General features: G+C 62.4%; 26 protein-coding genes and 1 pseudogene. 13 read left to right on the top strand and 14 right to left on the bottom strand.

Annotated features, from left to right (window positions below; genetic code table 11):
- Positions 1-75 precede the first annotated feature (75 nt).
- Positions 76-1,350: an IS256 family transposase gene (locus tag ACO07W_RS13695; RefSeq protein WP_421845918.1), complete on the bottom strand. Its 1,275-nt coding sequence runs from the start codon at positions 1,348-1,350 to the stop codon at positions 76-78.
- 94 nt (positions 1,351-1,444) lie between these two features.
- On the opposite strand from ACO07W_RS13695, the gene ACO07W_RS13690 reads away from it, so the two are divergent.
- The 6 genes from ACO07W_RS13690 to ACO07W_RS13665 all read left to right on the top strand — a co-directional run bounded on the left by ACO07W_RS13690 (position 1,445) and on the right by ACO07W_RS13665 (position 5,767).
- A complete protein-coding gene (locus ACO07W_RS13690; RefSeq protein WP_421843945.1) occupies positions 1,445-1,666 on the top strand; it encodes a sensor domain-containing protein in 222 nt (73 codons plus the stop codon).
- 31 nt (positions 1,667-1,697) lie between these two features.
- Positions 1,698-2,939 carry a hypothetical protein gene (locus ACO07W_RS13685; protein ID WP_421843943.1) on the top strand — a complete coding sequence of 414 codons (1,242 nt, stop codon included), beginning with the start codon at positions 1,698-1,700 and terminating at the stop codon, positions 2,937-2,939.
- A gap of 35 nt (positions 2,940-2,974) precedes the next feature.
- Entirely contained in the window at positions 2,975-3,976 is a 1,002-nt protein-coding gene (locus ACO07W_RS13680) for an AAA family ATPase (RefSeq protein WP_421843941.1), read from the top strand.
- Positions 3,977-3,982: 6 nt separating this feature from the next.
- Positions 3,983-4,855 (top strand): DUF58 domain-containing protein, encoded by an 873-nt coding sequence (locus ACO07W_RS13675; RefSeq protein WP_421843939.1) that lies wholly within the window; start codon positions 3,983-3,985, stop codon positions 4,853-4,855.
- 103 nt (positions 4,856-4,958) lie between these two features.
- Positions 4,959-5,318 (top strand): hypothetical protein, encoded by a 360-nt coding sequence (locus tag ACO07W_RS13670; RefSeq protein WP_421843937.1) that lies wholly within the window; start codon positions 4,959-4,961, stop codon positions 5,316-5,318.
- Positions 5,309-5,767: a hypothetical protein gene (locus ACO07W_RS13665; RefSeq protein ID WP_421843935.1), complete on the top strand. Its 459-nt coding sequence runs from the start codon at positions 5,309-5,311 to the stop codon at positions 5,765-5,767. Before ACO07W_RS13670 ends, ACO07W_RS13665 begins: the two co-directional genes overlap by 10 nt.
- A 31-nt stretch (positions 5,768-5,798) precedes the next feature.
- Here the strand turns inward: ACO07W_RS13665 and ACO07W_RS13660 are convergent, their stop codons facing one another.
- Complete coding sequence (locus tag ACO07W_RS13660; protein ID WP_421840071.1) at positions 5,799-7,073, bottom strand: IS256 family transposase; 1,275 nt, start codon at positions 7,071-7,073, stop codon at positions 5,799-5,801.
- Positions 7,074-7,202: 129 nt separating this feature from the next.
- On the opposite strand from ACO07W_RS13660, the gene ACO07W_RS13655 reads away from it, so the two are divergent.
- The 4 genes and pseudogenes from ACO07W_RS13655 to ACO07W_RS13640 all read left to right on the top strand — a co-directional run bounded on the left by ACO07W_RS13655 (position 7,203) and on the right by ACO07W_RS13640 (position 10,135).
- Positions 7,203-7,421: a WXG100 family type VII secretion target gene (locus ACO07W_RS13655; RefSeq protein ID WP_421843933.1), complete on the top strand. Its 219-nt coding sequence runs from the start codon at positions 7,203-7,205 to the stop codon at positions 7,419-7,421.
- A 124-nt stretch (positions 7,422-7,545) separates the two neighbouring features.
- Positions 7,546-8,115, top strand: a complete 570-nt coding sequence (locus ACO07W_RS13650) for a hypothetical protein (RefSeq protein ID WP_421843931.1) — start codon at positions 7,546-7,548, stop codon at positions 8,113-8,115.
- A 102-nt stretch (positions 8,116-8,217) separates the two neighbouring features.
- Positions 8,218-9,496: pseudogene (locus ACO07W_RS13645) on the top strand (IS256 family transposase).
- Positions 9,497-9,610: 114 nt separating this feature from the next.
- Positions 9,611-10,135, top strand: a complete 525-nt coding sequence (locus tag ACO07W_RS13640) for a hypothetical protein (RefSeq protein ID WP_421843929.1) — start codon at positions 9,611-9,613, stop codon at positions 10,133-10,135.
- Positions 10,136-10,146: 11 nt separating this feature from the next.
- Here the strand turns inward: ACO07W_RS13640 and istB are convergent, their stop codons facing one another.
- Positions 10,147-10,938 carry an IS21-like element helper ATPase IstB gene (gene istB / locus ACO07W_RS13635; protein WP_421839995.1) on the bottom strand — a complete coding sequence of 264 codons (792 nt, stop codon included), beginning with the start codon at positions 10,936-10,938 and terminating at the stop codon, positions 10,147-10,149.
- Positions 10,938-12,173: an IS21 family transposase gene (gene istA, locus ACO07W_RS13630; protein WP_421839994.1), complete on the bottom strand. Its 1,236-nt coding sequence runs from the start codon at positions 12,171-12,173 to the stop codon at positions 10,938-10,940. Before istA ends, istB begins: the two co-directional genes overlap by 1 nt.
- Before the next feature lie 163 nt (positions 12,174-12,336).
- Between istA and ACO07W_RS13625 the strand changes: the two genes are divergently transcribed.
- A complete protein-coding gene (locus ACO07W_RS13625; protein WP_421843927.1) occupies positions 12,337-13,302 on the top strand; it encodes a hypothetical protein in 966 nt (321 codons plus the stop codon).
- Between the two features lie 354 nt (positions 13,303-13,656).
- Here ACO07W_RS13625 and ACO07W_RS13620 read toward each other — a convergent pair whose 3' ends face one another.
- The 10 genes from ACO07W_RS13620 to ACO07W_RS13575 all read right to left on the bottom strand — a co-directional run bounded on the left by ACO07W_RS13620 (position 13,657) and on the right by ACO07W_RS13575 (position 24,280).
- Positions 13,657-15,324, bottom strand: a complete 1,668-nt coding sequence (locus ACO07W_RS13620) for a virulence factor Mce family protein (protein ID WP_421843925.1) — start codon at positions 15,322-15,324, stop codon at positions 13,657-13,659.
- An 11-nt stretch (positions 15,325-15,335) separates the two neighbouring features.
- Complete coding sequence (locus ACO07W_RS13615; RefSeq protein WP_421843923.1) at positions 15,336-16,487, bottom strand: MCE family protein; 1,152 nt, start codon at positions 16,485-16,487, stop codon at positions 15,336-15,338.
- On the bottom strand, positions 16,487-17,854 hold the full coding sequence (locus ACO07W_RS13610) for a virulence factor Mce family protein (RefSeq protein ID WP_421843921.1): 1,368 nt from the start codon (positions 17,852-17,854) through the stop codon (positions 16,487-16,489). Before ACO07W_RS13610 ends, ACO07W_RS13615 begins: the two co-directional genes overlap by 1 nt.
- Before the next feature lie 13 nt (positions 17,855-17,867).
- Positions 17,868-18,929: a virulence factor Mce family protein gene (locus ACO07W_RS13605; RefSeq protein WP_421843919.1), complete on the bottom strand. Its 1,062-nt coding sequence runs from the start codon at positions 18,927-18,929 to the stop codon at positions 17,868-17,870.
- Complete coding sequence (locus ACO07W_RS13600; protein WP_421843917.1) at positions 18,919-19,971, bottom strand: MCE family protein; 1,053 nt, start codon at positions 19,969-19,971, stop codon at positions 18,919-18,921. The genes ACO07W_RS13605 and ACO07W_RS13600 overlap by 11 nt, the downstream gene beginning before the upstream one ends.
- Positions 19,971-21,173, bottom strand: a complete 1,203-nt coding sequence (locus ACO07W_RS13595) for a virulence factor Mce family protein (RefSeq protein ID WP_421843915.1) — start codon at positions 21,171-21,173, stop codon at positions 19,971-19,973. The genes ACO07W_RS13600 and ACO07W_RS13595 overlap by 1 nt, the downstream gene beginning before the upstream one ends.
- Before the next feature lie 69 nt (positions 21,174-21,242).
- A complete protein-coding gene (locus ACO07W_RS13590) occupies positions 21,243-22,088 on the bottom strand; it encodes an MlaE family ABC transporter permease (RefSeq protein WP_421843913.1) in 846 nt (281 codons plus the stop codon).
- Between the two features lie 7 nt (positions 22,089-22,095).
- Positions 22,096-22,860, bottom strand: a complete 765-nt coding sequence (locus ACO07W_RS13585) for an MlaE family ABC transporter permease (RefSeq protein ID WP_421845984.1) — start codon at positions 22,858-22,860, stop codon at positions 22,096-22,098.
- A gap of 250 nt (positions 22,861-23,110) precedes the next feature.
- The gene (locus ACO07W_RS13580; RefSeq protein WP_421843911.1) at positions 23,111-24,043 is read right to left on the bottom strand and encodes a 3-oxoacyl-ACP reductase; all 933 of its coding nucleotides are present in this window, start codon (positions 24,041-24,043) and stop codon (positions 23,111-23,113) included.
- A 45-nt stretch (positions 24,044-24,088) separates the two neighbouring features.
- Complete coding sequence (locus ACO07W_RS13575; protein ID WP_421843909.1) at positions 24,089-24,280, bottom strand: ferredoxin; 192 nt, start codon at positions 24,278-24,280, stop codon at positions 24,089-24,091.
- Between the two features lie 249 nt (positions 24,281-24,529).
- Here ACO07W_RS13575 and ACO07W_RS13570 point away from each other — a divergent pair, with 249 nt between their 5' ends.
- A complete protein-coding gene (locus ACO07W_RS13570) occupies positions 24,530-25,711 on the top strand; it encodes an acyl-CoA dehydrogenase (protein WP_421843907.1) in 1,182 nt (393 codons plus the stop codon).
- 20 nt (positions 25,712-25,731) lie between these two features.
- On the top strand, positions 25,732-26,829 hold the full coding sequence (locus tag ACO07W_RS13565; protein ID WP_421843905.1) for an acyl-CoA dehydrogenase family protein: 1,098 nt from the start codon (positions 25,732-25,734) through the stop codon (positions 26,827-26,829).
- Positions 26,830-26,857: the final 28 nt, after the last annotated feature.

Below are 26,857 nucleotides of genomic sequence, written 5' to 3'. Positions count from 1 at the left end.
GTACACAGTAGGGTTTCCATGGTGGCGTCTTAGGACTGGTGTAAAAACGCTGGGCGCATGTTCCTGGTGGTCATGTTACGCGGCGGTGGTGTCGGTCGTGGTTGTTGTGGTGGGGGGATGCAGTGGGCGGGGTGGCTCGAGCAGTTGGTGGCGTAGTTCTTGGAGGTGGCGGCTGGTCGCTGATGTTTGGGTGACTCCGCGCCAGCCGCGGCTGGCGCGGTCGAGGACGGCCCATACCAGCGACAGACAGCTGGTTTCGCCGGGTAGGCGGCCGATGACCTTGACCCGGCGACGGGATTCTCCGAAGGTGCGTTCGATGAGGTTGGAATGGCGGATGCGTGTCCAGTGTTGGCGGGGGAAGCGCAAATGCACGCTCAGCGAGGCGAAGTCGTTGGCCAGGCAAGCGACCGCGGCTGGGTAGAGCCCGCGGTATGTGGTGGTGAACTCCTCGGCGCGGCGGGTGGCTTCATCCACGGCCTGCTGGCCGGGTGGCTGGTCAATGTCATCGAAGATCGACCAGAACGCGGCTTTGATCTCGTCCTGGACCGCGACAGGTGTCTTGGCGATGACGTTACGGCAGCGATGGATCAGACACCGCTGACGCAGGCTTGCCGGAAACGTGGTCTCCCATGCGGCGATCAGGCCCGGCGCCCCGTCGGAGATGCCCAGTAGCGGCGGGCGTAGTCCCCGGTTCCTCAGGTCAGCCAAGAAGCCGGCCCACGCATCAGCCGACTCCGCTGCGGCTGGGGCCAGCCCAATAAACAGGGGCTTGCCGTCGGTGCAGATGCCCCAGGCGGCCAGCACCGGCTCGGCCGGGGCGTTGGGATGCATCCGAAAGTTCGAGGCATCCAAGAACAGGTAGTCCAACACCAGCTCATCAAGGCGTCGAGACGACCACGCAGCGAACTCGTCTTTGATGGCCGCACAAATCCGGCTCACCGTCGAGCGCGACAACGCCGCCTGCGAGCCCAGCACCTCGGCCAACGCGGCCTCGATGTCGCGATCCGACAAACCGCGCACCCATCCCGAAATCACCAACGCCTCCAGAGCGTGGGTGCGCGTCACCCCGGCACCGAATAGCCGCGAACAGAACCGCTCGTCGGTGTCGCGTAGTTTCGGGCGGCATAATTCGACCGAGCCCATCGTGGTCTTCACCGTCGCCGGCGGTTGATACCCATTGCGGTACCCGCCCGGGCCGTCCTGAACCCGACGCTGGTGACGGGCTCGGCCCAACACTGCTTCTACCTCGGCCTCCACGGCGACCTGAAACACCAGACGCACCGATAACCGCCCGACCTCCTCCAAAATCTCGGTCAACGGCCGCTCGGTCGCGGCGAACAACTGATCCATCTCAACACGCACACGCTCAATCGGCGATACTCGCTTGGTCACGGGCGTAGCCCCTCCTTCATAGCTTTCGTCGGTTGCGACGGAACCTACGCCCGTGACCATTTACACCAGCGATGAGACGCGACCGTTTCCATCAGCTTCAGGCGACACCGCCACAGTCGTCAACACGGCCGAGGGGGCCGAGGGCTATGTGTGCGCACGCGCGATCACATCGCGCTCCAACGTTGTGATTGATGTTTATGTCTGCGGCATAGGAATCACCGCCACTCAACCTGCGGCGGTGGTGAGTGCAATAGCAAACAAGATGCCGCACTGAAAATTTGTGCTCGTTAGCTGTGGAGGTTGATGTGACTGATGGGTCGCGGTTCGGGGGCCCGAACCCGGTGGGTGGCTCTGATCCGGCAGCGGATCGCTGGCAATCTTCGGGATCTGCTCAAGGCCGGTGGGGGCCGCCGCAGCAACCACCACCTGCCGCGGGCGCCTGGCAACCGCAAGGGCACAACGCACCTCAGCCATCGGTGCCTACCGCCGGGGTCGGGTGGCACTCGGGGCCGGCAGCGCCTGCACCGTCGGGCCAGCCAGCCTATGGGTACCCGCCGGAGGGGCCACCGCCGGGGTTGGCCAAGAGCCGCAAACCGTTGTGGGTCACTTTGGCGGCCGGCGGCGCAGTGCTCGTGGTCGTAGCCATCGTTTTAGTGATCACATTGACTGGTCGGGGTGGCTCCGGCGGTGGCGGTTCGGCCGGCGATGCGGTCAAAGGCTACCTGCAGGCGCTGGCTCGCGGTAACGCCGAGGCGGCGCTCAGCTACGGCGCCGATCAGCCCGCGAGCAAAGAGTTTCTTTCCGACGCGATCTTGAAAAAGCAGACCACGCAGTGGCCGATCAGCAACGTTAGAGTCCTCAGCGACGACTCGGCGGGTGCAGCCGCGGCGGTGGGTTTTGCTCAGGTGCATGTGGTCGCCAACTTCGGCGAAAAAGTTTCTGACACCACCCTGTCAGTAAAAAAGGACCACGGGCGCTGGAAACTGGCCTCGGCAGCGATCAAGATCGCGCCCAGCGCGATCGTTGGTGGCGATGCGGCCGGGAAGACAGTCACGTTCTTCGGCAAGCCAACCGGCGACTCCACGGTGTACGTCTTTCCCGGTTGGATCGACATCGGCAGCACCAACCCATACATGACGGTGGCAGCTAAACCCCTTTTGCTCGACCAGATTTCATTGGCGAGCGCAACATGGGTACAACCGAAATTCACGCTGTCCGATAAGGGGCGCGACGCAGCACGAGACCAGCTGAAAGCCGCAATGTCCGATTGCCAAAAGTCGAACCTGCTGGCGCCGCCCGGCTGCCCGCTACACCTGGATTCCTACGGGCTTGTCGAAGCGACGGCCACGTGGGGACCAGCCAATATCAGCGGAGTCAATTTCGACAGCTTTGACCCCTACCGACTCGTGTTGAACTTTGCGGGGGAGATCACCGTACCGATCACCGTCGAGACCACCCGCGGCACAACCAAGCAGGGCGACGCTACAAAGTTCGTTTCGGGAACAGCTGACATGGCGAAAAGTCCGCCAGAACTGAAATTCCGATGAACCTTATCCGATTCGTTTGTTGGTGAGAGGCCACGATGACTACTGCTACAAGAATTCAACCCAGCCAACAGGACATTGATGCCGCCCAGCGCAGCCTGGCAGCGCTGGCGCAGGCCTTTACCAGCAAGGTCGTGGGCCAAGACAATCTACGTGAGTCCCTGCTGATCGGGCTCCTGGCCGGTGGCCATATCTTGATCGAAAGTGTCCCTGGGCTTGCGAAAACCACCGCGGCACGCGTGGTCGCGGAGTCGATCCATGGTCAGTTCCAGCGTATCCAATGCACTCCGGATTTGTTGCCCAGCGATATTTTGGGCACCCAAGTCTATGAGTCAGCGACCAATTCTTTTGCTACTCAACTGGGCCCCGTGCACGCCAACATCGTGTTGCTCGACGAGATCAACAGATCGAGCGCGAAGACCCAGAGCGCGATGCTCGAAGCCATGGAGGAACGCCAGACGACGATCGCGGGAACCGTGTACCCGATCCCACAGCCGTTCTTGGTGATCGCCACTCAAAACCCGGTCGATCAAGAGGGCACCTATCCATTGTCCGAGGCGCAGACTGATCGATTCATGCTCAAAGACATCCTGCGCTACCCCACCGCCCAAGAGGAAGTGGAGGTAATGGTGCGCCGCGATGCCGGGGTCTACGACAAAGAACGCACCGTCGATGCTGTGATCGGCTTGGAAGATGTGCGCCGCCTGCAAACGGTGGTGCGCAGCATTCACATGGATCCGCTGCTGATGCAGTATGCCAGCCAGCTGGTGGCTGTCACTCGTACCCCGCAATCGCTGCCGCCGCAGCTGGCCCGGGTCCTTGAGTACGGGGCCTCCCCACGAGCCACGATCGCATTCTGTGAAAGCGCGCGTGCCCTAGCTTTGCTGCGAGGCCGCAACCACGTTCGCCCCGAGGACATTCAGCATCTGGCCCACCGGGTCCTCGGACACCGGCTGATATTGAGCTTTGAGGCCAGCGCCGCGAAAATCACCCCCCACGTCGTCGTCGACGCGGCGCTACAAGCCGTTCGGGTGCCGTAGCTCATCATGGGCAAACACCTCAATCGAGCCAAGATGTATTTCGGCACCGACACCCGCGGCCTTCTCGAAGGAGGCCGCTACACGTTGCTGCATACCCGCAGCCTCGAATTCGACGACCTGCGACCCTATGTCGCCGGTGACGATATCCGTGACATCGACTGGAAAGCGTCCGCGCGCTCGGGCTCGGTGCTGATCAAACGCTACGTCTCCGAAAAGCACCACAAGATCCTGTTGATTGCTGACGCGGGCCGGAACACGGCTGCGCTGGCGCCCAGCGGAGAATTCAAACGCGACATCGCCTTGCACGTGATGGGCGCCCTTGGCCTGATCGCGCTAGGTCGATCCGATGAGCTCGGCATGGTTTTCGGAGATTCACGCGGTAGCGCCATTATTCGCGCGCGCCGCGGCGAAACGCATATCGAACACCTACTACACCGCTTCTACAACCATACCCTCAGCCAGCCGGCCACCAGCGACATCACCACCCAAATCGACTACGTAGCAACCGGTTACCGGCGCCGAATGCTAATCATCGTGGTCTCCGACGAACCAGACGTCGATGATCGACTAGCCACAGCGCTGCAGGGGCTTTTCGGACGACACGAGGTTATGTGGGCAATGATCTCCGACATGCCTGCGGTCGGATCCGCGGCGGGGGAACGTGATGGGTACGATGTGGCCACCGGCGGCTACGTGCTCAACGGCGCAACCTTGGGGCCACGGATAGTCGACGCCTACCGCCGCCGCGAAGCCTCCCGCATTGCCCAACTCGAGCAGTTTTTGGTCTCCCGCGGTGTTCAATTCACTCGGATCGGCGCCAGTACCGAGATCCGCAGCAAGCTCGTCGCCATGACTGAGGCATTCCAGCATGCCGGGTGACCTGCTGCGCTACCTCGGCGGCCCCACCGGATTCTCCGGCTGGTGGTGGGTGGTCGCGGCGCTGTGCGCGGCCACCATCGTCAGCTACTACGTCGGGGTGTAGGTGTGGACACTGCCGGCCGCGCAGTTGCGCCGCATACCACTGGTCCGCAGTGTGCACACCCGGCTGCTGCGACGGCGCTTTAGCCGCACCATCACGGCAGTCGTGGGCAACTACCGGAGCGGGCGGTTGTCCGGGGGCCAGGCCGCTTCGGCTATGAGCCGCACGTTGCGTAGTTTCCTGAACATATCGACCGGCGCCCGAGCGCAGTACATGCACATCGACGACATCACCAACGATACCCAACTCACCACAACGGCACCGGTTTTCGCGGCGCTCAATGATGCCCAGTTCGCAACCGAACCCGCCGACGTCGACCGAGCAGCTCAGGCAACAATGGCGGTGATCCGCACATGGACTTGAGGTGGAGCGCCGTCTTCATCGTCGGGCTGATCGCCCTGGCGGCGGTGATCACTGCGGGGATGCTGGTGCCGATCGCCAAGATGACCAAGGTGTTGCGGCCGCTGGCTCACGTCAGCCGGCTTACCGGTATGCCCGAATATGCCCGCGTCGCACGCACGCAATTCTGGTCAATGCTAATCACGCTGGTGCTGCTCCTGGCCGTTTTCGCCGCGGCGCTGCTTACTACCGCACGACCGGTCGGATTCTCAGCAGCTAGTCGCAACTTTGAATCGGTGCACCCCGAGGACATTATGGTCTGCGTTGGCCAACCGGTCACCGATCCCACTACTGCGGGCTACCTGAACTATTTCGCGCGAAAGGCCAGCTCCTATAAAACCCAACGCATTGGCCTGACTTCACCTACCTTGCGCGTGGTTCCTCTGACTGGTGGCGTCTTAGGACTGGTGTAAAAACGCTGGGCGCATGTTCCTGGTGGTCATGTTACGCGGCGGTGGTGTCGGTCGTGGTTGTTGTGGTGGGGGGATGCAGTGGGCGGGGTGGCTCGAGCAGTTGGTGGCGTAGTTCTTGGAGGTGGCGGCTGGTCGCTGATGTTTGGGTGACTCCGCGCCAGCCGCGGCTGGCGCGGTCGAGGACGGCCCATACCAGCGACAGACAGCTGGTTTCGCCGGGTAGGCGGCCGATGACCTTGACCCGGCGACGGGATTCTCCGAAGGTGCGTTCGATGAGGTTGGAATGGCGGATGCGTGTCCAGTGTTGGCGGGGGAAGCGCAAATGCACGCTCAGCGAGGCGAAGTCGTTGGCCAGGCAAGCGACCGCGGCTGGGTAGAGCCCGCGGTATGTGGTGGTGAACTCCTCGGCGCGGCGGGTGGCTTCATCCACGGCCTGCTGGCCGGGTGGCTGGTCAATGTCATCGAAGATCGACCAGAACGCGGCTTTGATCTCGTCCTGGACCGCGACAGGTGTCTTGGCGATGACGTTACGGCAGCGATGGATCAGACACCGCTGACGCAGGCTTGCCGGAAACGTGGTCTCCCATGCGGCGATCAGGCCCGGCGCCCCGTCGGAGATGCCCAGTAGCGGCGGGCGTAGTCCCCGGTTCCTCAGGTCAGCCAAGAAGTCGGCCCACGCATCAGCCGACTCCGCTGCGGCTGGGGCCAGCCCAATAAACAGGGGCTTGCCGTCGGTGCAGATGCCCCAGGCGGCCAGCACCGGCTCGGCCGGGGCGTTGGGATGCATCCGAAAGTTCGAGGCATCCAAGAACAGGTAGTCCAACACCAGCTCATCAAGGCGTCGAGACGACCACGCAGCGAACTCGTCTTTGATGGCCGCACAAATCCGGCTCACCGTCGAGCGCGACAACGCCGCCTGCGAGCCCAGCACCTCGGCCAACGCGGCCTCGATGTCGCGATCCGACAAACCGCGCACCCATCCCGAAATCACCAACGCCTCCAGAGCGTGGGTGCGCGTCACCCCGGCACCGAATAGCCGCGAACAGAACCGCTCGTCGGTGTCGCGTAGTTTCGGGCGGCATAATTCGACCGAGCCCATCGTGGTCTTCACCGTCGCCGGCGGTTGATACCCATTGCGGTACCCGCCCGGGCCGTCCTGAACCCGACGCTGGTGACGGGCTCGGCCCAACACTGCTTCTACCTCGGCCTCCACGGCGACCTGAAACACCAGACGCACCGATAACCGCCCGACCTCCTCCAAAATCTCGGTCAACGGCCGCTCGGTCGCGGCGAACAACTGATCCATCTCAACACGCACACGCTCAATCGGCGATACTCGCTTGGTCACGGGCGTAGCCCCTCCTTCATAGCTTTCGTCGGTTGCGACGGAACCTACGCCCGTGACCATTTACACCAGCGATGAGACGCGACCAACTTGCACGCTATCGAGGGCATCGGCGATGCCATGGTGTCTCAGCTCCGAGGACAGACCGGGCTGGCCGTTCAAAGTGCCCTCGCCCGCTACAAAGCGGCGCAAACGCCGGTGATCACTGAGTTGGACACGATCAGCGCGAACATCCGCGAAAGCGGGCTGTCATATTCGAGCACCGACTCCGACGGTTCCTCGTTCGTGGCGTCTGCTTTCCAGCTCTGATGCCCTACTCGACAAATCCAACCAGGCACTGGCAGAGATCGCTGGCGCCACAGGTGGACGCTATAGCGTCTACAACCCCGCCGATGTACTGATTAGTGCGAATCCGTCGAGCACCGACCCAAGTTTGGCAACTCAACTCGACAAGATCCGCGCTAATCCGCCCAATGTCGTGCTACCCATAGGCATCGTCGTCACAAAGCGGAGCTGGGACTACCCGAACGCGCCATTGCTGAGCAAGACGCCATCAAAGGGAATTTGGCGGTTTTGCGCCGATGACGTTTCAACCTATCGTTCCCGCCAGCGTCCTGGTCGCCATCGCTCTCGATCTGATCGCGATCAGGCGCTGCAGCACCGCTGGAACACCAAGTCCGCACACGTCAACGAAGCAGTCATCAGCTTGGCCAACGCCATCGACAACGCCTGCCCCACGATGATCCGCAAGCAAAGCACCGAAGCCAAAGTCGGCGCCAACGTGTTCATCGTAGTCGACCGCTCGCTGGACGGACGGGTGGAAGACTACGACGACGCGAAGTCACGCATGTCGGGTATTCGCAGCGATATAATTGCGCTGACCGACCAATACCCGCGAGCGCGGTTCGCGCTGATCAGTTTCGCGTCCAAGGCCACACTAGATTGGCCACTGTCCGATGATGTGTGGAGTTTCAAGCAGGGTCGCGTCTCATCGCTGGTGTAAATGGTCACGGGCGTAGGTTCCGTCGCAACCGACGAAAGCTATGAAGGAGGGGCTACGCCCGTGACCAAGCGAGTATCGCCGATTGAGCGTGTGCGTGTTGAGATGGATCAGTTGTTCGCCGCGACCGAGCGGCCGTTGACCGAGATTTTGGAGGAGGTCGGGCGGTTATCGGTGCGTCTGGTGTTTCAGGTCGCCGTGGAGGCCGAGGTAGAAGCAGTGTTGGGCCGAGCCCGTCACCAGCGTCGGGTTCAGGACGGCCCGGGCGGGTACCGCAATGGGTATCAACCGCCGGCGACGGTGAAGACCACGATGGGCTCGGTCGAATTATGCCGCCCGAAACTACGCGACACCGACGAGCGGTTCTGTTCGCGGCTATTCGGTGCCGGGGTGACGCGCACCCACGCTCTGGAGGCGTTGGTGATTTCGGGATGGGTGCGCGGTTCGTCGGATCGCGACATCGAGGCCGCGTTGGCCGAGGTGCTGGGCTCGCAGGCGGCGTTGTCGCGCTCGACGGTGAGCCGGATTTGTGCGGCCATCAAAGACGAGTTCGCTGCGTGGTCGTCTCGACGCCTTGATGAGCTGGTGTTGGACTACCTGTTCTTGGATGCCTCGAACTTTCGGATGCATCCCAACGCCCCGGCCGAGCCGGTGCTGGCCGCCTGGGGCATCTGCACCGACGGCAAGCCCCTGTTTATTGGGCTGGCCCCAGCCGCAGCGGAGTCGGCTGATGCGTGGGCCGACTTCTTGGCTGACCTGAGGAACCGGGGACTACGCCCGCCGCTACTGGGCATCTCCGACGGGGCGCCGGGCCTGATCGCCGCATGGGAGACCACGTTTCCGGCAAGCCTGCGTCAGCGGTGTCTGATCCATCGCTGCCGTAACGTCATCGCCAAGACACCTGTCGCGGTCCAGGACGAGATCAAAGCCGCGTTCTGGTCGATCTTCGATGACATTGACCAGCCACCCGGCCAGCAGGCCGTGGATACTGAAGCCACCCGCCGCGCCGAGGAGTTCACCACCACATACCGCGGGCTCTACCCAGCCGCGGTCGCTTGCCTGGCCAACGACTTCGCCTCGCTGAGCGTGCATTTGCGCTTCCCCCGCCAACACTGGACACGCATCCGCCATTCCAACCTCATCGAACGCACCTTCGGAGAATCCCGTCGCCGGGTCAAGGTCATCGGCCGCCTACCCGGCGAAACAGCTGTCTGTCGCTGGTATGGATGCCGTCCTCGACCGCGCCAGCCGCGGCTGGCGCGGAGTCACCCAAACATCAGCGACCAGCCGCCACCTCCAAGAACTACGCCACCAACTGCTCGAGCCACCCCGCCCACTGCATCCCCCCACCACAACAACCACGACCGACACCACCGCCGCGTAACATGACCACCAGGAACATGCGCCCAGCGTTTTTACACCAGTCCTAAGACGCCACCTCAAGCCGCTCATACAGGGACTGTCGACCTACACCGAAGTCGGCCCCGATGCGATGTTTATGGTCAACGTCGGCGCCGCCGATGATCTGCTGCGCACCAAATTGGACGAAGCGACCAAGCACTATCGTGACTCGAAGAACCTCGTGTTCTATTTCGGGGAAGGGGCCGGGGGCTCGCGGGCTGCCCAGGCCGGCTTCGACATACCCCGCGGAGCGATCAGCGGCGGTGCCGTCCTGGGCTACGGCACCCAGGCAGGTGGACCGATTCCGCAGGGCTACGTCGACGGCAAGCTGATCTACATGTGGGATGAGCGAGCTGACCAGGCGGCGAACTCTGGCCTCAACGAAGACGCGCTCAAGGCGATCGCCGTAGAACTGGGCGTACCGTACTTTCACCGCGACACCGGCCTCATTACCCCCGTAGTGCCCGCGGTCGACCTGACGGACCCCGGTGGCTCGCCAGTGATTGCATCCAGCACCGTGGAACGCACCGAACTCTACTGGGTGTTTACCGGTTTAGCCGCAGCCCTCGCGCTCTGTCAACGGCAAGTGAAAACTGATCAGGTTTCGGCAATCGAAAATTGACCAGCTTGGTTTCATTGGTCCTCGGCTGTGGTGGTGTGGCCGAGGTCTCGGTCTTTGATGCGGTAGCTGTCTCCTTTGAGGGCGATGACTTCGGCGTGATGGACGAGTCGGTCGATCATGGCGGCGGCGACTACGTCGTCGCCGAACACTTCGCCCCACCGCCCGAAGGGCTTATTCGAGGTGACGATGAGACTGGCCCGTTCGTAACGCGACGACACGAGTTGGAAGAACAGATTGGCGGCTTCGGGTTCAAACGGGATGTAGCCGACTTCATCGACAACCAGCAGGGGGTAGCGGGCCAGCCGCGCCAATTCGGCTTGCAGGGTGCTGTTGTGATGGGCGCGAGCAAGACGATCAACCCATTGCGAAGCGGTCGCGAACGCAACGCGGTGACCTGCTTGACAAGCGCGCATCGCAATCCCGATCGCCAGGTGGGTCTTGCCGGTCCCTGGTGGGCCGAGGAACACCACGTTGTCTTTAGCGGTGACGAAGTCCAGGGTGCCCAGATGGGCGATGATGTCGCGTTTGAGACCGCGGGCATGATCGAAGTCGAACTCTTCCAACGATTTACGTGATGGGAAGCGGGCAGCGCGGATGCGCCCTTCGCCGCCGTGAGATTCCCGAGCCGACACCTCACGCTGCAGACACGCCGCGAGGAATTCTTCATAGCTCCACGCTTCGGTTCGGGCGCGCTCAGCGAGACGTTCGATGGCCTCACGCAGCGTCGGGGCTTTCAACACCCGGGTCAGATACGCCAGCTCGGCGGTGACATCACGGCTGCTGGTCGCGGTCTTGGCAGCCATCACGCCACCGGCCCGTCAAGGCCCAACAAGGCGTCGTAATCAGCGAGACGGCGTTGTTCGACCTCCACGTGATGCGGTGGACCAACAACCTCGAGCCGTTTGCGCCGCAGCAGTTTCGCGGCCTGGACATGTTCGGGATCGCTGATCGTTTGATGTTTGGCCCAGATCCGGTCGTGGTCGGCGACCAGCGTGCCGTCACACCAGACCCGCACCCGGTTTAGATCTGCGATGATCTCGATACGGCGGCCGATCGCGGCCGGATGCACCGAGTAATCGTTGCTGTCGAGGCGCACGTAATGATCGCGAGGCAACCGCGTTGAGCGTCGCCATCCGATGCTGGGCCCAACCGGCGGCAATGCCAGCATCGCTGCGGTATCGGCGGCGATGCGATCTGCTGGCCGGCATCCCAGCACCCGATGCTGGCGGTGGTTGGCCCCCACCAGCCAGGCCTGCAACTGGATGTTGAAATCGGCTGGGGAGCCAAACACCCGCCCCGGCAAAAACGCCCGCTCCAAATAGTCATGGAACCGTTCAACCAGACCCTTGGCCTCAGGATCAGCGGGTTTACAGATCCCTACCGTGGTGGCCAAGGTCCCGCGGAAAGCCTGACATGCCGGGGTCAACTCTGGTCGGCGTGCCCGCCACCGCCCGACCGCGCCCTCACCATCCCACACCAACACCCGTGGAACCGCACCCAACGTCGAAAGATGCTGCCACCAACCGGCATACAAGTCTTCGGCAGCGCGTGTCGGAATCAACAGCGCCGAAGCCCACCGTGAATACCCACACACCATGGTCAACACCGGTAACGTCGCCGCCCTACGAACCTGGCCATACCCCACCGGCACCACAACATCGGGAAACCAGAAGTCACACTGCCCGACCTCACCGGCCACATACGTCGTCCGTGACACCGGATCCGGCGCCAAATACAGTGGCCGTAACTCACGCACCCGCCCACTCAGTGTGCGGATCGAATACGACCAACCGATCCGCTCAGCAATCACCGTCGCCGGCATCCGCGGATAGGCCGCCAACAACTCCCGAATCCGCGGCTCGGCCTCATCAGCAACAGAACCCCTCACCGCACGCCGATACTTCGGCGGCCCATCAGAAGCCAACGCCGACTTCACCGTATTCCGCGAAATACCCATCACCCGCGCAATCTCGGCAATCGGCAACTGCTCCGACCGGCGCAACCGGCGAATCTCAGCCCAATCCTCCACGTTCAACACCTGCCTCCTCCTTGACACATAGCCAAGGCACTCTAGGAAGCTGGTCAATTTTCAATTGCCGCCCACTGGTCAGTATTCAGTTGCCGCCGACAGCGCTCGGCGAAACCTACTTGACCTTGCGGGAATTCCGCCGCAGCCGCATACTTCGGCAAGCGAGGCTCTGATGCTGCGACAAGACCCCAGGATCGCTGCGCGCCGCGCCCGCCAGCACGCAGCATGGTGGTGGCGGCGCGGCCCATCACGATTGCGGCTGCGTCGGCGCCTCATTATTTTCTCGCTACCCGGCGCACTGTTGCTGCTGGCGAGTGTCGCCAAGATTATCTCGACCATGCTGATCGGCAACGCAGCTATGTCAGACTTTGCTGACCACGACATCGACGCACTACGTGCCGACGTCTCAACATTAGACACGTTCAATATCATTGAGCCGGGCGAGGTGTCGTTCATCGCCGGTGATCTGGCCGTGCTGGAAGGCAGACTTAACGACGCCGAGTATCACTTCAACGCCGCCTTGGCCCGCAACGGCGGACCAGACTCCTGCCCAACACGGATCAACCTCGAGCTAGTCCGAGAAACTCAAGGCGACATCGCGGCGTCCAACACAGATAAGTCCCGCGCCGAAGAACGCTACAACGCTGCCCTGCAAGTGATCTCGGGCGCGCCTGCGCACTGCTTCCAGGACAACTCGGACCCAAACCCTGATCGTCGCACGGTCCGCAACGACGCGGCCGCGCGGTTGGCCGACAAGATCAAAGCACTGCACCTGCCGCCCGCACCACCAGCCCCGCCGCCGTCCACCGTCACCTCCCAACCACCACCCACGTCGCTAACATCCACGCAACTGCCTCCACCCCCGCCGCCGGGAGCCACCTCGACGCCCACACCGCCCCCTCCGCCACCGACCCCGGGCGACGATGGTCCGGTCATCGAGCGCGGCGGAGGCGGCGGCGGTCCCGGAACGATGAATGACGTCGACCCTGACCGAATCCCCACCTCAGGCAGCGGATCAGCGCCACCGCACCGCCTCGGAACCAGCGGAGGCAAAGACCCCCTCGACCAACTCCAAGACAGCCTCGGCGACGCCGACGCGACTGGCCCCAGCAGCGAAAAAGACAGCACCCACATCTAGAATATTTCTCGCATTCGGATACGTCGGTGATTCGATCCGCGCTAGCCATAAAGCGCAGCGCTGATTAAAGGGACAGGCAATTCATTTCCCGCATCTACGCCGACCCGCTTGCGACCAATCAGCCGCGCCACGGCGCACCGCCTACCGCTCGGCATCACAGTGCAGCCGCTTGAAACAGGAGCACATACCGCATCTATCGGCTGGTAAAGGACGACGCATAGGTAACAGCGGGTGATCGTCAGCGCCGACCTTATTCCTCTCAACAACGCGTTCAGGTCGCTGCGCGTCAAATCACTAGCCGGAGGCGAGGAACTATCGTAGCACCTTCACTCATCTGCTGCTTACCGGCGCCACCTACATCGGCCTCGGATCACGCATTAGGTCCACCCAATTCTCGGCGCTCGACGCGCCATTGATGCCGGGCGCGAAGATACCAGTACCACCGGTCGGATCGGCAAAGCGTCCGGTGTTTTGGTCGTAGACGGTGTAAGCGGGTCCGCTTGCCTGCGGCGCCGGTCCGGTGCCCTCCGGCGGTGGCGGCGGGATGCTGGCCGGATATGGAACCTGCGGCGGCTCCGGTGGGTATCCCGGCGGGATCCACGACGTGAACGGTGGAGGCGGACCATTGTCATTGGGCGGCGGTGGAACCCTCGCCGGCTGATGCGGCGCCGGCGGGGGTCCGGCCACCTCACCGGGCGGGGGCGGCCCAACCACGGGAATACCTGGATCAGGGTCACTGTCCGGCGGGATGTATGGGAACTTGTTGGGCGGCAGAATGTTCCGCCCATCCGTTACCGGCGTGCCGTATGGGATCGGAGGGCCGCGCCACGGGTTGGTGCCAATAGGCACGAAACCTTTCGGGTCGCGACATAACTGCACCGTCGGTGCCCGCTTGCCCGGGAATTCCTGACACGGATAGTTGCGGGCCCCGCGCACGGTACTGGGATCGTTGTGCGCGGTCTTGCAGTACAGATCCTTCGGAAGCTCGCGCACCGATTCATCGGCCGGTGAGCGGACCAAAGGCGCGGGCAGAAAGCCTGTGGCGCACGGCGGCGGGTCATTCAGGTCTATCTTGAAGTCCAGCTTGGCCCCCTCGTCTTGGGGCGCGCCGCCCGCTGACGTGGTGATTGCGGCGAAGAGCGCCGGCAGAACCACCAAGAGCTGCTCAAGTGACTTGTGATATATCACGCCCACTCGGCCCAGATTGGCCAAGCTCGCGGCCAGCGCCGGAAACGATGGGCGGATACCGGAGAACGCCGTGCTGGCCTGGTCGATGGAGCTGGGGGCGGTCGCCAACACGTCGCGCAACCGAGGGTCGGCCTGCCGGAGCTCGGAGGTAAAGCCCGCGAGCCCGTCTGCCAGTGACTTGATGTCACTGCCGGCGCGAATCTGCGCCTTCAACAGCGGACCAAGCTGATCAATCAACTGAGAGACCTGCGGATAGTTGGCGTTGGCCTCGTCCACCAGCAATCGCGCCGATTCGACCAGCCGGGCCACTTCTGGACCAGTGCCGTTGAGCCCGATGAACGTCTCGTGCAAGACCTCGCGCAACCTGGTGTCCCCCAGGCTGTTGACCAGCGTCTCTGCCTCGTGCAGCAAGTCGGCGACGTCGCGACCAATCCGGGTGTTCTTCCGTTCGATCTCAGATCCGTTGTGCAGCGTGGCAGTCGATGGATCATCGGGCGGCACCAAGTCGACGTACTGCTCACCGATTGCCGAAACACTCTTCACGGTGGCAACGACATTCGCGGGAATCTTGGTTCCGCTGTTCAACCGCATCTGCGCGGTGACGCCGTCAGCGTTCAGCTCAACCGATTTCACCCGTCCTACTGCGACGCCGCGATAGGTGACGTTGCCGTTCTTGTAGAGTCCGCCGCCCGCGACGAAATCCGCGCTCACACCATAGGTTCCGATACCGAAGGTAGCCGGCAAACGCAGATAGAAGATGGCCATCACGGTCAATGTGAGCACAGTGATCACAGCGAATACGTAGAGTTGGATCCTGGTGAGTTTGTCAATCATCGACTGGCCCCTTACCCCCCCTCCGCCGCAGGCGGAATGTTGAACGGGTCGGCGGCTTGTCCGGACAGGTTCGCCAGTTCACCGGTCAAGAAGTCGGGCGGGTTGAGGATCTCGGCCATATGCGCCATGTTGGGATCAATGAGCGAGGTGGTGAAGAAGGTTTCGCCAATGCGGCGCAGGGTGAGGTCGAATGTCGTGAATACGTTGAGGTAGTCGCCGCGCACCGCATTCTTGATCCCGAAGTTGGGGAATGGGAACGTCAGCAACAGCTGCAACGAAGTCACAAAGTCTTCTCGGCTGTCGCTGAGGGCCTTGATGACCGAATACAGACCTTTGACGTCTTCGGCGAAATCCACCTTGGTTTTGGCCAGCACGTGTGAGGTGACCATCGCCAACCGTTTGAGCGCGGCGAATGCGTCAACGATGCGGCCTCGATTCTTGTTGAGTACCCCGACCGCTTCGGGCAGTGTGTCTAACGTCCGGCCCAGCTTGTCTGTATCACGCGACAGCACCGCGAAGAATCGGTCCAGCCCCTCTACCGCGTCAATGATGTCGTTGACCTGCCGGTTGAGCCCGGCTGTCAACTTTGCCAGGTTGGGGACCAGGTCGACGAGCTGGTTCTGACGGCCCGCGACAGCCTGGTAAATCTCGTCGGTGATCTCTTCCAGCGAACCAACATTGCCCTTGTTGACCACCACGCCGAGCGCCGAGAACACCTCTTCGGTGGTGGGAAAGCGATCCGTGTTGGCCTCGGTGATTGTCGACCCGTCGACCAGCTTATCTGGCGACGGTTTTCCTTTCGGCCGGGCAAGCTCAACGTGCAGCGAACCCAGCAGCGAAGTCTGGGCGACCGTGGCGATGGCGTTTGCCGGCAGCACCACGTTTTTGTCTAACGCCAACTTCACCGCGGCGTAGAAGGATCCGTCCGGCCGCTGGACAGCTTCTATGCCCGACACGCTGCCCACCGTGACCTCATCGACCATGACCGGTGAGTTCTGCGGCAGTGTCGCCACGTCTGGTAGCTCGACCGTAATCGAGTACGCTCCCGAGCCGTGGCCGGCCGTGCCGGGCAAGGGAAGCGAGTTCAGCCCCTGAAACTGGCATCCAGTCAGCAGCGCACCGCCGGCCACCAATACGCAGGCATGTAGCCAGATTCGTTTCATCAGCCGGTCCCCTGCTCAGCCGGAAGCGGTGCGTCCGGTGCGGGACCCGGTGCTGTCGCGTCGCCCCCGCCAGGCGATCCTGACCCGGGAGTCGACGGAACCAGCAGATTCTGCAGATCCTTCGGATCCTCCGTACCCGAACCGGGAGCGGGTATCCAGGTCAACTCCGGAACCGGTGTCTTGGCCTTGGCTTCCGTTGCCGGGGTGTCGTAGATGATCTGGCCCTTGTAGGCGGTGATCGAGTTGATCGGGTGGAACATGATCGGCGGGAAGTTCGCGGTAAGCCGGCGCAGCACCGGACCCAACCGTTCACGACAGAGCTCGGCCCGCCGGTAATAGTCGGGTGCCGACGGCCCGGCGGCGGTGTCGAAGGAGCCGCCGCAAATGAATTGCACGGGATTGGCGAAGTTAGGCAACGACAACAACCCGTTCAAAGTGCCCTGCGCGGGATCGTAAATGTTGTAGAAGTTGACGATGCCGGGTCCCGCCACGTGCAGTACCTGCTCTAGGTTGTCGCTCTCGCCGCTCAAGGTCTGGGCAAATTCACTGAGCTTGTCGACAGTTCCGACCAACGTCTCGTTGTTCTCGCTGAGAAAGCCCCGGACATCCGAGAGCGCCTGATTGAGCGTGCTCAGCGTCTTGTCCAGACCACGCGAGCTGTCGGCCAGAACCTGCGACACCGCCGCCACGTGCCCGGCGAACTGAACGATTTGTTCGTTGCTCTTCGACAAAGCCTCGACCAGCACCTGAAGGTTCTTGACCGTACCGAACAGGTCGCTGCGTGAATCACCGAGACGCCCAGCGACTTGCGAAAGCTCGCGCAATGCATTGTGGAAAGATTCGCCATTGCCGTTGAGTGAGTCGGCAGCCTGGTTGATCGCGTTGCCGAGCGGACCTTGTATCGATCCCGCCGCGGGGCTGAGCTGAGCAGAAAGCTGAGTCAGAGCCTCTTTAACCTCGTCCCATTCCACCGGAACCCCGGTGCGATCCAGATCGATGGTCGCGCCGTCCGGCAGCACCGCCCCCCCGGTATATGCGGGGGTGAGCTGAATAAATCGCGCCGCAACCAGGTTCGGCGACATGATCAGGGCTTGTGCGTCCTTGGGCACCTTGACATTCCCCGACACCGACATCGTGATCTTGACGTCGCCGGGACGCGGTTCTATCGAGTCGATCTTGCCCACCTCGACACCCAGGATGCGAACCTGATCGCCGGGATAAAGCCCGACAGCCGAGGTGAAGTGGCCGACGAAAGTTCGTGTGTTTGCCGAGGATGAGAGCACGTATACGCCCCCCACCAGAACCGTGACCAATGCGACCACAGTTGCGTAACGGAGTCCCCGGCTGCCGAGGATCCCTTTAATCATGACAACCCCGGCATCACGGCGACTTCGGTCTGATGATCCAACGCTCCTGAATCAGCCCCCGCAGGTAGTCTGCGAAGCTGTCTGGGAGCTTGCCCGGCTGGAATACGGCGTCGAACACGGTCGCTACTAGCGGCGCCGGTATCGCTCCGAAAACATTGACGTTGAAACCTGGCCCGGTTCCAACCACCTCGCCGAGCGTGGTCGCATACGTCGGCACCCGTTCGATCGCTTCGACGATGTAGTCATGGCGCTCGTTGAGGTTTTCCAGTACCAGATTGAGTTTGCTCAGCGCCGGACCGAACTCCTTGCGATTATCAGCGACAAAGCCGGAAATCTGTACTGACACATCATCTATGCCCGATATCAGCTGGCTCAGCGCGGCGCGCCGCTCATCGAGGGCAGCGAATAGCTGGTTGCCGTCGAGCACCAGCTTGTTAACCTTCTTGGCGCGTTCAGACAGCACTCCCGTGACCGACCTCGTGTGCTCCAGCAGAGATTGCAGCGCTTCGTCGCGGCGGTTCAGGGTTCGCGATAGCGACGTAATTCCGTCTAGGGCACCCCGCAGCTCCGGGGTGGCGTCGTGCAGAGTCTCCGTGAGCACCGACAGCGCCTTCTCGAGCTGCGGCTTGTTCAGGTCGGTCGCGCTGCGCCCCAGATCCTGCAGCGCCCCGTTGAGCGTGTACGGCGTAGTAGTCCGGCTCAGCGGGATGGTGGTCGCCTCGCCGGTTCCGGCCGGGCTCACCGCGATGGAGCGCTCACCCAAAATAGTGTCGGTCCGAATCGCCGCCAGTGACTGGTCGCCGACCGCCACCTTGCGGTCCACGCTAAAGGTGACCTTCGCGCTGTCACCGGCCAAGCTGACACCCGACACGGTGCCCACCTTGAAACCCGACACATAGACGGAGTTACCCGGGCCGATACCGGCGGCATCCGCGAAGTAAGCGTTGTAGATCTTGCCCTGCGGCATAAAGGGCAACCCGGCGTAGCCAAACGCGATGAGCATGACGCAGACGACCAGCACCAGGCCGAAAACACCGGTGCGTAGTGGGTCGCGCTCATGTTTGCTATTCGGCAAAAGCGCACCTCCCCTTGCTGGGATCGGGCTGGCCACCGATCGGCAACAGAATATCGCTGCCCGCCGGTCCATTGATCTTGATCGTCACCGTGCAGAAATAGATGTTGAAGAACGCCCCGTAGGAGCCCAGCGCGGACAACCGCAGGTAGTCTTCGCCGAGCTGCTCGATATCGTTGTTGAGCTCGGCCTTGCGGTCGTCCAGCTCAGTGGCTAAGGGCCGCACGTTTTCCAAGACGCCCTGCAATGGCCGCCGCGAATTCTTCAACAGCGTCGTCAGATCGCTTGTCGTCGACGCCAGCGGCGGGATGGCGCCCGAAATCGAGTCGCGGTTGTTGGCCAGGTCGGTGATCAGCTCCTGCAGCTGGTCGACGCTGGTCCCGAATTGGGCGCTTTTCTCGTCGACCGTGCCCAGCACCACATTGAGGTGGTTGATTACGTCGCCGATGAGTTGGTCACGTGCGCCCAGCGCCGTCGAGAAGGCGTTGGTGTCGGCGAGCACTTTGGATAGCGCGCCACCCTGCCCTTGCAGCAACTGGATGAGAGCACCGGTGATGCTGTTCAACTTGTCGCCGTCCAAGCCTTTGAGCACCGGCCGCAGCCCACCTAGCAGAGCATCGAGGTCGAGGGCAGGCTGGGTGTGCTGGGCGTTGATCGTCCCGCCTAGGGGCAGTTTTCGAAGCTCCCCGGGACCCGAAGCGATCTCCAAGAACCGGTCGCCCACCAGGTTCTCGTACCGGACCAACGCGCGCGTAGACGAGTACAGCGTGTATCGCTTGTCGACTCCGAATTTTACGTCGATGGTGTTGTCCGGGTTGAGCGTGACACCCTGCACCGAACCGACCGAGACTCCGGCGATGCGGACCTTCTGCCCGGCCCTCAGCCGCGACACGTCGGTGAAGGTGGCGTGGTAGGTGCCTTCCGGACCGAACCGAAACTCGCCGAAGACCACAATGAGGCCGGCCCCCACAAGCAGCATCGCCACTGCAAAAATGCTGACCTTGATCAACACCGATCGGAACGACGGGACGCCCGAGCCCGCCATCAGAAGTCGTTCCTTTCCGCATAGCTGCCGTTAAAGAGGAACTGCAGCGTCGAAGGCGCGTCGACGTGAAGCTCGGTGAACGGCTCGTATGGCACCAGCGCATTGTCAGTGACCAGGAACGGCGAGCGGAAGAACGAGCCGCCGGTCTGTTTGGTCGGGATGTCAGGCAAACCCCGGCAGTTCGGGCCTCCGCTGGCGTTGACGATCGGCAGACTCTCCGGATAGGTGTAGGACGGCGATCCCAGGATGAAGTTCGACGACGTGAACAGTCCTGCCTTGCGTACACCGAGCAGCGGGGCGAACTCTCTGATGCCTCGCACAATGCCTCGGAACAGACAACCAAATTCCGGCGAGTAGTCAGACGCCACTTTAACCGGGGCCCGCAACCGCTTGATGGCGGCAATGAAGTCCTCTTCAGCCGGCGCCAGCGTGTCATAGGCGTTGTTGCTCAGCCCTATTGCCGCCAACAGCGTTTCATTGAGGTTGTCTTGTTGTTCGACGATCGTCCGATTGATCGTCGGCAGGTTGTCGAACAACGTGTTGAGGTCAGGCGCGGCATCGGCAAACACGTCGGTGACGATGGCCGCCTTGCGGAAGTCCTCCTGCAGCGCAGGCAACTTCGGGTTCGCCTGCCGCGTCAGCGTATTGAGTCCCGACAGCAACGCGCCCAGGTCATCGCCGTGGCCGCGCAGGCCTTCGGACAACGCGCTTAGTGTCCCGTTCAATTCAACCGGGTCAATCTTGTGCAGCAGGTCCATGAGCGACTGGAACAAGGTGTTGACTTCCAGCTGCACCGATACGGCTTGCACATGCGCGTCCGGGCGCAGCGACGTGGAGTCAGGATTCTTAGGCGGAATGAACTGCACAGACTTGGCGCCGAAAATTGTGTTGCCAGCAATATGGACCGTCGCGTTGGACGGGATGAAGTGCATTTCGTTGCGGAAGATAGCTAGCTTCACCCGCGCCTGGTCGCCGCGGTAGGCGATGTCCTCGACCCTGCCTACCTGGATGCCGCGGTACTTGACTTTGGCGCCCTGCTCCAGCACCAACCCAGCGCGCGGCGCGGAGACCACCACGGTATCGGTGGACGTGAAAGCCTCAGTGTAGGAAAGGTATGTCAGGACCGCCGATCCCACGAGCAGACCGGCCAACAGCGCCGCCGCCACCCGAGCGCTCGTGCGTCGCGATCCGGTACCTGACATTGTGCTTATCCGAGTCCTTTTCTTCCTGTTTCTTTCTAATGTTCTTTTTCCGAGCCCGTAGTCGATTCGTTACCCGGAGAGGTTGAAGTTACCGGACGCACCGTAAACGGCCAACGAGATAAACAAGGTGATGACCACCACGACGATCAGCGAGGTTCGCACGGCCTGACCGACGGCGACGCCGACGCCGACCGACCCACCAGTGGCGTTGTAACCGTAGTAGGTATGTACGAGCATCACTGCGATCGCCATCACAATGGCCTGCAAGAACGACCACAACAGATCGGATGGGATGAGGAATGTGTCGAAATAGTGGTCGTAGAGGCCCGCGGACTGACCATTAATAAACACTGTGGTGAAACGAGCAGCAAAGAACGCGGCCAGCACCGCCAGCGAGTACAGGGGAATAATCGCGACGAGGCCGGCGATCAGCCGAGTTGACACCAGATACGACACTGAGTGGACTGCCATACATTCCACGGCATCGATCTCTTCAGAAACCCGCATCGCGCCCAATTGCGCGGTGGCGCCGGCACCGATGGTGGCCGCCAGCGCGATACCGGCGATCACCGGCGCAACAACCCGAACGTTGAGGAACGCCGAGAGGAATCCCGTCAGCGCTTCGATACCGATGTCCCCCAGCGACGAGTAGCCCTGAACCGCGATAACGCCGCCAGACGCCAACGTCAGGAAGGCCGCGACTCCGACTGTGCCACCGATCATGACAAGCGCCCCGGCACCCAGCGTCATCTCAGCAATCAGGCGAACGGTCTCTTTGCGGTACTTGGTGATGGCGTTGGGGATGTAGCGCATAGTTTCGCCGTAGAAAAGCGCCTGCTCCCCGAAGCTGTCGACCGGTTGAGACAACCGCCGCGACACGAACCTGCGAAACCGGATGGTGGCGTCGTAGCTCATCGATTGCTCACTTGACCGAGATTCGTACGCCGATGGCGGTCATGACCACGTTGATGACGAACAAACAAATGAACGCGTACACAACGGTTTCATTGACCGCATTGCCGACGCCCTTGGGTCCACCCTTAACGGTCAGGCCCCGATAACACCCGACCAACCCGGCCATCACCCCGAACAGCAGCGCTTTAACTTCAGCAAGCAGCAACTCCGGCAGCCCGGTGAGCACGGTCAGCCCGTTGACGAAGGAACCCGGGTTGACGCCCTGTAGAAACACCGAAAACGCATACCCGCCGGAAAGTCCGATTGCGCAGACCAAGCCGTTGAGGAGCAGAGCAACCAGAGTGGACGCCATAACCCTGGGCACAACCAGCCGCTGGATCGGGTCGATGCCCAGCACCCGCATCGCATCGATTTCCTCACGAATCGTGCGGGCTCCCAGGTCGGCCGTGATCGCAGTAGCTCCGGCACCGGCCACAACGAGCACCGTCACGATCGGGCCCAGCTGGGTGATCGTGCCGAATGCCGTTCCCGCACCCGAGAGGTCGGCGGCCCCGATTTCGCGAAGCAAAATGTTGAGGGTGAATGCCACAAGGACGGTGAATGGGATGGAGACCAGCAGCGTGGGGACCAACGAGACGCGAGCGATCATCCAGGTCTGATCCAGGAACTCACGGAGCTGGAAGGGGCGGCGAACAGAAGCTCGAGCGGTGTCGATCGACATTTCAAAGAAGCCGCCAACGGCCCGGGCCGGAACCGCAAGCCTTTGAATCAACCTGGTCCCCCCCCGTCTGCTGCCCGCGGCGAAGTCAGCGTGTCCCCAGCACGCGCTCAGCACGTACACATTTCGCGCACATTTCGCGGCGAGAACCGGATCATAGTAACCCAAAACAACTTAGCCCCGTCAACGAACTCCGGATCCGCCTGGCCTACCACAGTTTCGCCAGGTCAAGACCAATGCCGCAGGGCGTCAATCCGATAGCGATTCCAACTGTCGGGGGTCGTCCCCAACAAGCTCCTTGCCTCTACTGGCCCATGAGACTCACAGCCGAAAAGTTCAATTCCGGATCCCGGTCGGCAAAGTAGTCCCGCAAAGCCGAACTAAGCCCGGCAGGCTCCCAGGCAGCGCCCTCCGCGCTGAATCGATGTTCCACGCTCGGCGCCGACACCAACGTCACGTCAGGACCGTAGACGATGAACACCTGACCGTTGACATCCGCTGCCGCGGGAGAGGCCAAAAATTGCACCAGGGTCACCACGTGCTCCGGCGACAAGGGATCGATCTGCACTTCCCCCGCGTCGGAGACATCGGGCGGCGGCCCGAACACGTCGGCTGTCATCGCAGTGCGAGCCCGCGGACAGATCGCGTTCGCGCACACCCCATAGCGGCCCAGCGCCCGCGCGGCCGACAGAGTGAGCGCGGTAATGCCGGCCTTGGCGGCGGCGTAATTGGCTTGCCCAACCGGCCCCACCAGACCGGCCTCCGACGACGTGTTGACGATCCGGCCGAAGATGGCACCTCCACTATCGCTGGCCTGTTTGGCCTTGGCGCGCCAGTAGGTGGCAGCGTTTCTGGTGAGCAGGAAATGACCGCGCAGATGCACGGCGACCACGAGGTCCCAATCCTCATCGGTCATGTTGAACAGCATCCGGTCCCGGGTGATACCGGCGTTGTTCACCACGATGTCGAGCCCGCCCAGACCCTCGGCACAAGCGATCAGTTCATCGGCGGTCGCCCGTTGGCTGATATCGCCAGTCACCGCCACCGCCTTAGAGCCGATGGCGCTGATCTCGTCGAGAACGCCGGAAGCATCCAGAGCGGCTGCAATGTCGTTGACAACGACGGTGGCGCCGAGTCGGGCCAAGCCCACCGCCTCCGCCCGACCCAATCCGGCGGCAGCGCCAGTCACTATCGCGACCTTTCCGGACAGATCGGTCGCGTTCGCACTATTGGTCAATTTATGAATACCTCTAGTCTCGGGTTACCCGGTATCAGCCTGCGCCTAGTCGCTACGCGACAATGCAGCGCGCGGGCATTCGGCGATGGCTTGCTCGACCAGATCTTCCTGGTCGGCGGGAACGGGATCGGTCTTCACCACGGCATAATCCTGGTCGTCTAGGTCGAAGACATCCGGCGCGATTCCCAAGCACACCGCGTTGCCTTCGCAACGGTCATGGTCCACTATCACCCGCACGGCAACCTCCTTGAACCCGGCCAGACAACTCGGTCAGCTCTCGTCTGTTCCTAAATCAGTATGTAACACCATCCTCGGGCTCCCAAGGAGTTCCGCCACGGCTGATGAAACGGTCGCTGGATTCCCAGACTAGAACGTGTTACAACCGGGGTAACGGACGGGTATCCGTTGACATGGGTTATGGCGTCAACAAACCGGCCTGCAATGGCTCAGGCACGTGACGTGATCGGTTGATCGGAGGCGGCTCGAATGCGCATCAGTTACACCCCTGAACAGGAGGAGTTGCGGCGCGAACTGCGGTCCTACTTCACCGAGCTGATGACACCGGAGCGCCGTGAGGCGCTGAGTTCGGTCCAGGGCGAATACGGCACCGGCAATGTGTACCGGGAGACGGTCGCGCAAATGGGCAAGGATGGCTGGCTCGCGTTGGGCTGGCCCCAGGAATACGGCGGCCAGGACCGCTCGGCGATGGACCAGCTGATCTTCACCGACGAGGCAGCGATCGCCGGCGCACCGGTACCGTTCCTGACGATCAACAGCGTCGCGCCGACGATCATGGCCTACGGAACCGAGGAGCAGAAGAAGTTCTTCCTGCCAAAGATCGCGGCCGGGGATTTGCACTTCGCAATCGGCTACTCGGAACCGGGCGCCGGCACCGACCTGGCTAATCTGCGCACCACCGCGGTCCGCGACGGTGACGACTACGTGATCAACGGCCAGAAGATGTGGACCAGCCTGATCGCGTACGCGGACTACATCTGGCTGGCGGTGCGCACCAACACCGAGGCCAAAAAACACCGTGGCATTTCCGTGTTGATCGTGCCGACTACAGCGGACGGCTTCTCCTGGACGCCGGTACACACTATGGCCGGTCCAGACACCAGCGCGACCTATTTCACCGATGTTCGAGTGCCCCAGACCAACCGCGTCGGCGAGGAGAACGCGGGCTGGCGCTTGGTCACCAACCAGCTCAACCACGAACGGGTCGCCCTGGTGTCGCCTGCGCCGATCTTTTTGTGCCTCCGCGAAGTTCGCGAATGGGCGCAAAATACCAAAGATGCCAGCGGCGCCCGGCTCATCGACTCCGAGTGGGTCCAACTGAATCTGGCCCGAGTCCACGCCAAGGCCGAGGTTCTCAAGCTGATCAACTGGGAGCTGGCTTCCGCGCAAAGCGAAGCCCCGTCGCCCGCCGATGCCTCAGCCGCCAAGGTGTTCGGCACCGAACTGGCTACCGAGGCCTACCGGTTGCTCATGGAGGTGCTGGGCACCGCGGCAACCCTGCGTCAGGACTCGCCAGGCGCCTTGGTGCGCGGCCGGGTCGAGCGGATGCACCGGGCATGCTTGATCCTGACCTTCGGCGGCGGCACCAACGAAGTCCAGCGCGACATCATTGGCATGGTCGCACTGGGACTGCCCCGAGCCAACCGCTGACCAGTAAGGACGAAACAGCCATGGATTTCTCGACGACTGAAGCGGCCCAGGATCTCGGCGGTCTGGTCGACACGATCGTGGACGCGGTATGCACCCCCGAGCATCAACGCGAACTCGACAAACTCGATCAACGGTTCGACCTCAAGCTGTGGCGCAAACTCATCGACGCGGGCATTTTGTCCAGCGCAGTCCCGACATCGGTGGGCGGCGATGGTTTCGGGGGGCTTGAGCAGACAGCAGTGCTGGTTGCGCTGGGGCACCAGTTGGCTGCCGTACCGTACCTGGAGTCGGTGGTGTTGGCTGCTGGCGCGCTGGCGAAGTTCGGTTCCGACGAGCTGCAACAGAGCTGGGGCGAGCCAGCTGTAGCGGGTGAGAAAATCCTCGCGGTCGCGCTGCACGCCGAGATGGGCGAGGGACCAGTGCAGGCGACGAAGGCCGGCGACGGCTACCGGCTCACCGGCACTCGCACCCAGATCAGCTATGGCCCACTAGCACACGCCTTCCTCGTCCCAGCCGAAACCGATTCTGGCACAGTAGTTTTCCTTGTTTCTGCCGAAGATCCAGGAGTCACGCTGACCGCGTTGCACACCACGGGCCTGGGCAGCGTCGGCCATCTCGCCTTGGACGGAACCGAGATCGAGTCCACCCGGCGGGTCGGCGGCAGCGACGTCGCCACTTGGCTAGATACGCATGCCGCCTTAGGGCACAGTGCTTTTCAACTCGGAGTACTTGAGCGGGGACTGCAACTGACTGCCGAGTATGCGCGCACCCGCGAGCAGTTCGATCGCCCCATCGGCAGCTTCCAGGCGGTGGGACAACGACTCGCCGACGGTTATATCGACGTCAAAGGGCTGCGAATGACGCTTACCCAAGCGGCCTGGCGGGTAGCAGAAGACCTCCCCGCCGACATCGACGTGGCCACCGCCGCATTCTGGGCCTCCGACGCCGGGCACCGGGTGGCACACACCATCGTGCACGTTCACGGGGGCGTCGGCATCGACACCGATCATCCGGTGCACCGCTATTTCCTAGCGGCAAAAGAGACCGAGTTCGCACTGGGCGGTGCCACCAGGCAGTTGCGCCAGATCGGTCGCGAGCTGGCACAGACCCCTGCTTAGCCCGCGCCCGATGGCCCCTGCCGCACCA

The organism is Mycobacterium sp. (assembly GCF_965230835.1).
Taxonomy (GTDB): Bacteria; Actinomycetota; Actinomycetes; order Mycobacteriales; family Mycobacteriaceae; genus Mycobacterium.
This window is presented reverse-complemented; position numbering and strand designations above follow the sequence as displayed.

Coding starts and splice junctions, on each gene's coding strand:
- ACO07W_RS13695 (WP_421845918.1), bottom strand. CDS start 1,350: ATGGATCAGTTGTTCGCCGCGACCGAGCGGCCGTTGACCGAGATTTTG.
- ACO07W_RS13680 (WP_421843941.1), top strand. CDS start 2,975: ATGACTACTGCTACAAGAATTCAACCCAGCCAACAGGACATTGATGCC.
- ACO07W_RS13675 (WP_421843939.1), top strand. CDS start 3,983: ATGGGCAAACACCTCAATCGAGCCAAGATGTATTTCGGCACCGACACC.
- ACO07W_RS13665 (WP_421843935.1), top strand. CDS start 5,309: ATGGACTTGAGGTGGAGCGCCGTCTTCATCGTCGGGCTGATCGCCCTG.
- ACO07W_RS13660 (WP_421840071.1), bottom strand. CDS start 7,073: ATGGATCAGTTGTTCGCCGCGACCGAGCGGCCGTTGACCGAGATTTTG.
- ACO07W_RS13640 (WP_421843929.1), top strand. CDS start 9,611: ATGGTCAACGTCGGCGCCGCCGATGATCTGCTGCGCACCAAATTGGAC.
- istB (WP_421839995.1), bottom strand. CDS start 10,938: ATGGCTGCCAAGACCGCGACCAGCAGCCGTGATGTCACCGCCGAGCTG.
- ACO07W_RS13625 (WP_421843927.1), top strand. CDS start 12,337: ATGCTGCGACAAGACCCCAGGATCGCTGCGCGCCGCGCCCGCCAGCAC.
- ACO07W_RS13620 (WP_421843925.1), bottom strand. CDS start 15,324: ATGATTGACAAACTCACCAGGATCCAACTCTACGTATTCGCTGTGATC.
- ACO07W_RS13615 (WP_421843923.1), bottom strand. CDS start 16,487: ATGAAACGAATCTGGCTACATGCCTGCGTATTGGTGGCCGGCGGTGCG.
- ACO07W_RS13610 (WP_421843921.1), bottom strand. CDS start 17,854: ATGATTAAAGGGATCCTCGGCAGCCGGGGACTCCGTTACGCAACTGTG.
- ACO07W_RS13600 (WP_421843917.1), bottom strand. CDS start 19,971: ATGGCGGGCTCGGGCGTCCCGTCGTTCCGATCGGTGTTGATCAAGGTC.
- ACO07W_RS13595 (WP_421843915.1), bottom strand. CDS start 21,173: ATGTCAGGTACCGGATCGCGACGCACGAGCGCTCGGGTGGCGGCGGCG.
- ACO07W_RS13590 (WP_421843913.1), bottom strand. CDS start 22,088: ATGAGCTACGACGCCACCATCCGGTTTCGCAGGTTCGTGTCGCGGCGG.
- ACO07W_RS13570 (WP_421843907.1), top strand. CDS start 24,530: ATGCGCATCAGTTACACCCCTGAACAGGAGGAGTTGCGGCGCGAACTG.
- ACO07W_RS13565 (WP_421843905.1), top strand. CDS start 25,732: ATGGATTTCTCGACGACTGAAGCGGCCCAGGATCTCGGCGGTCTGGTC.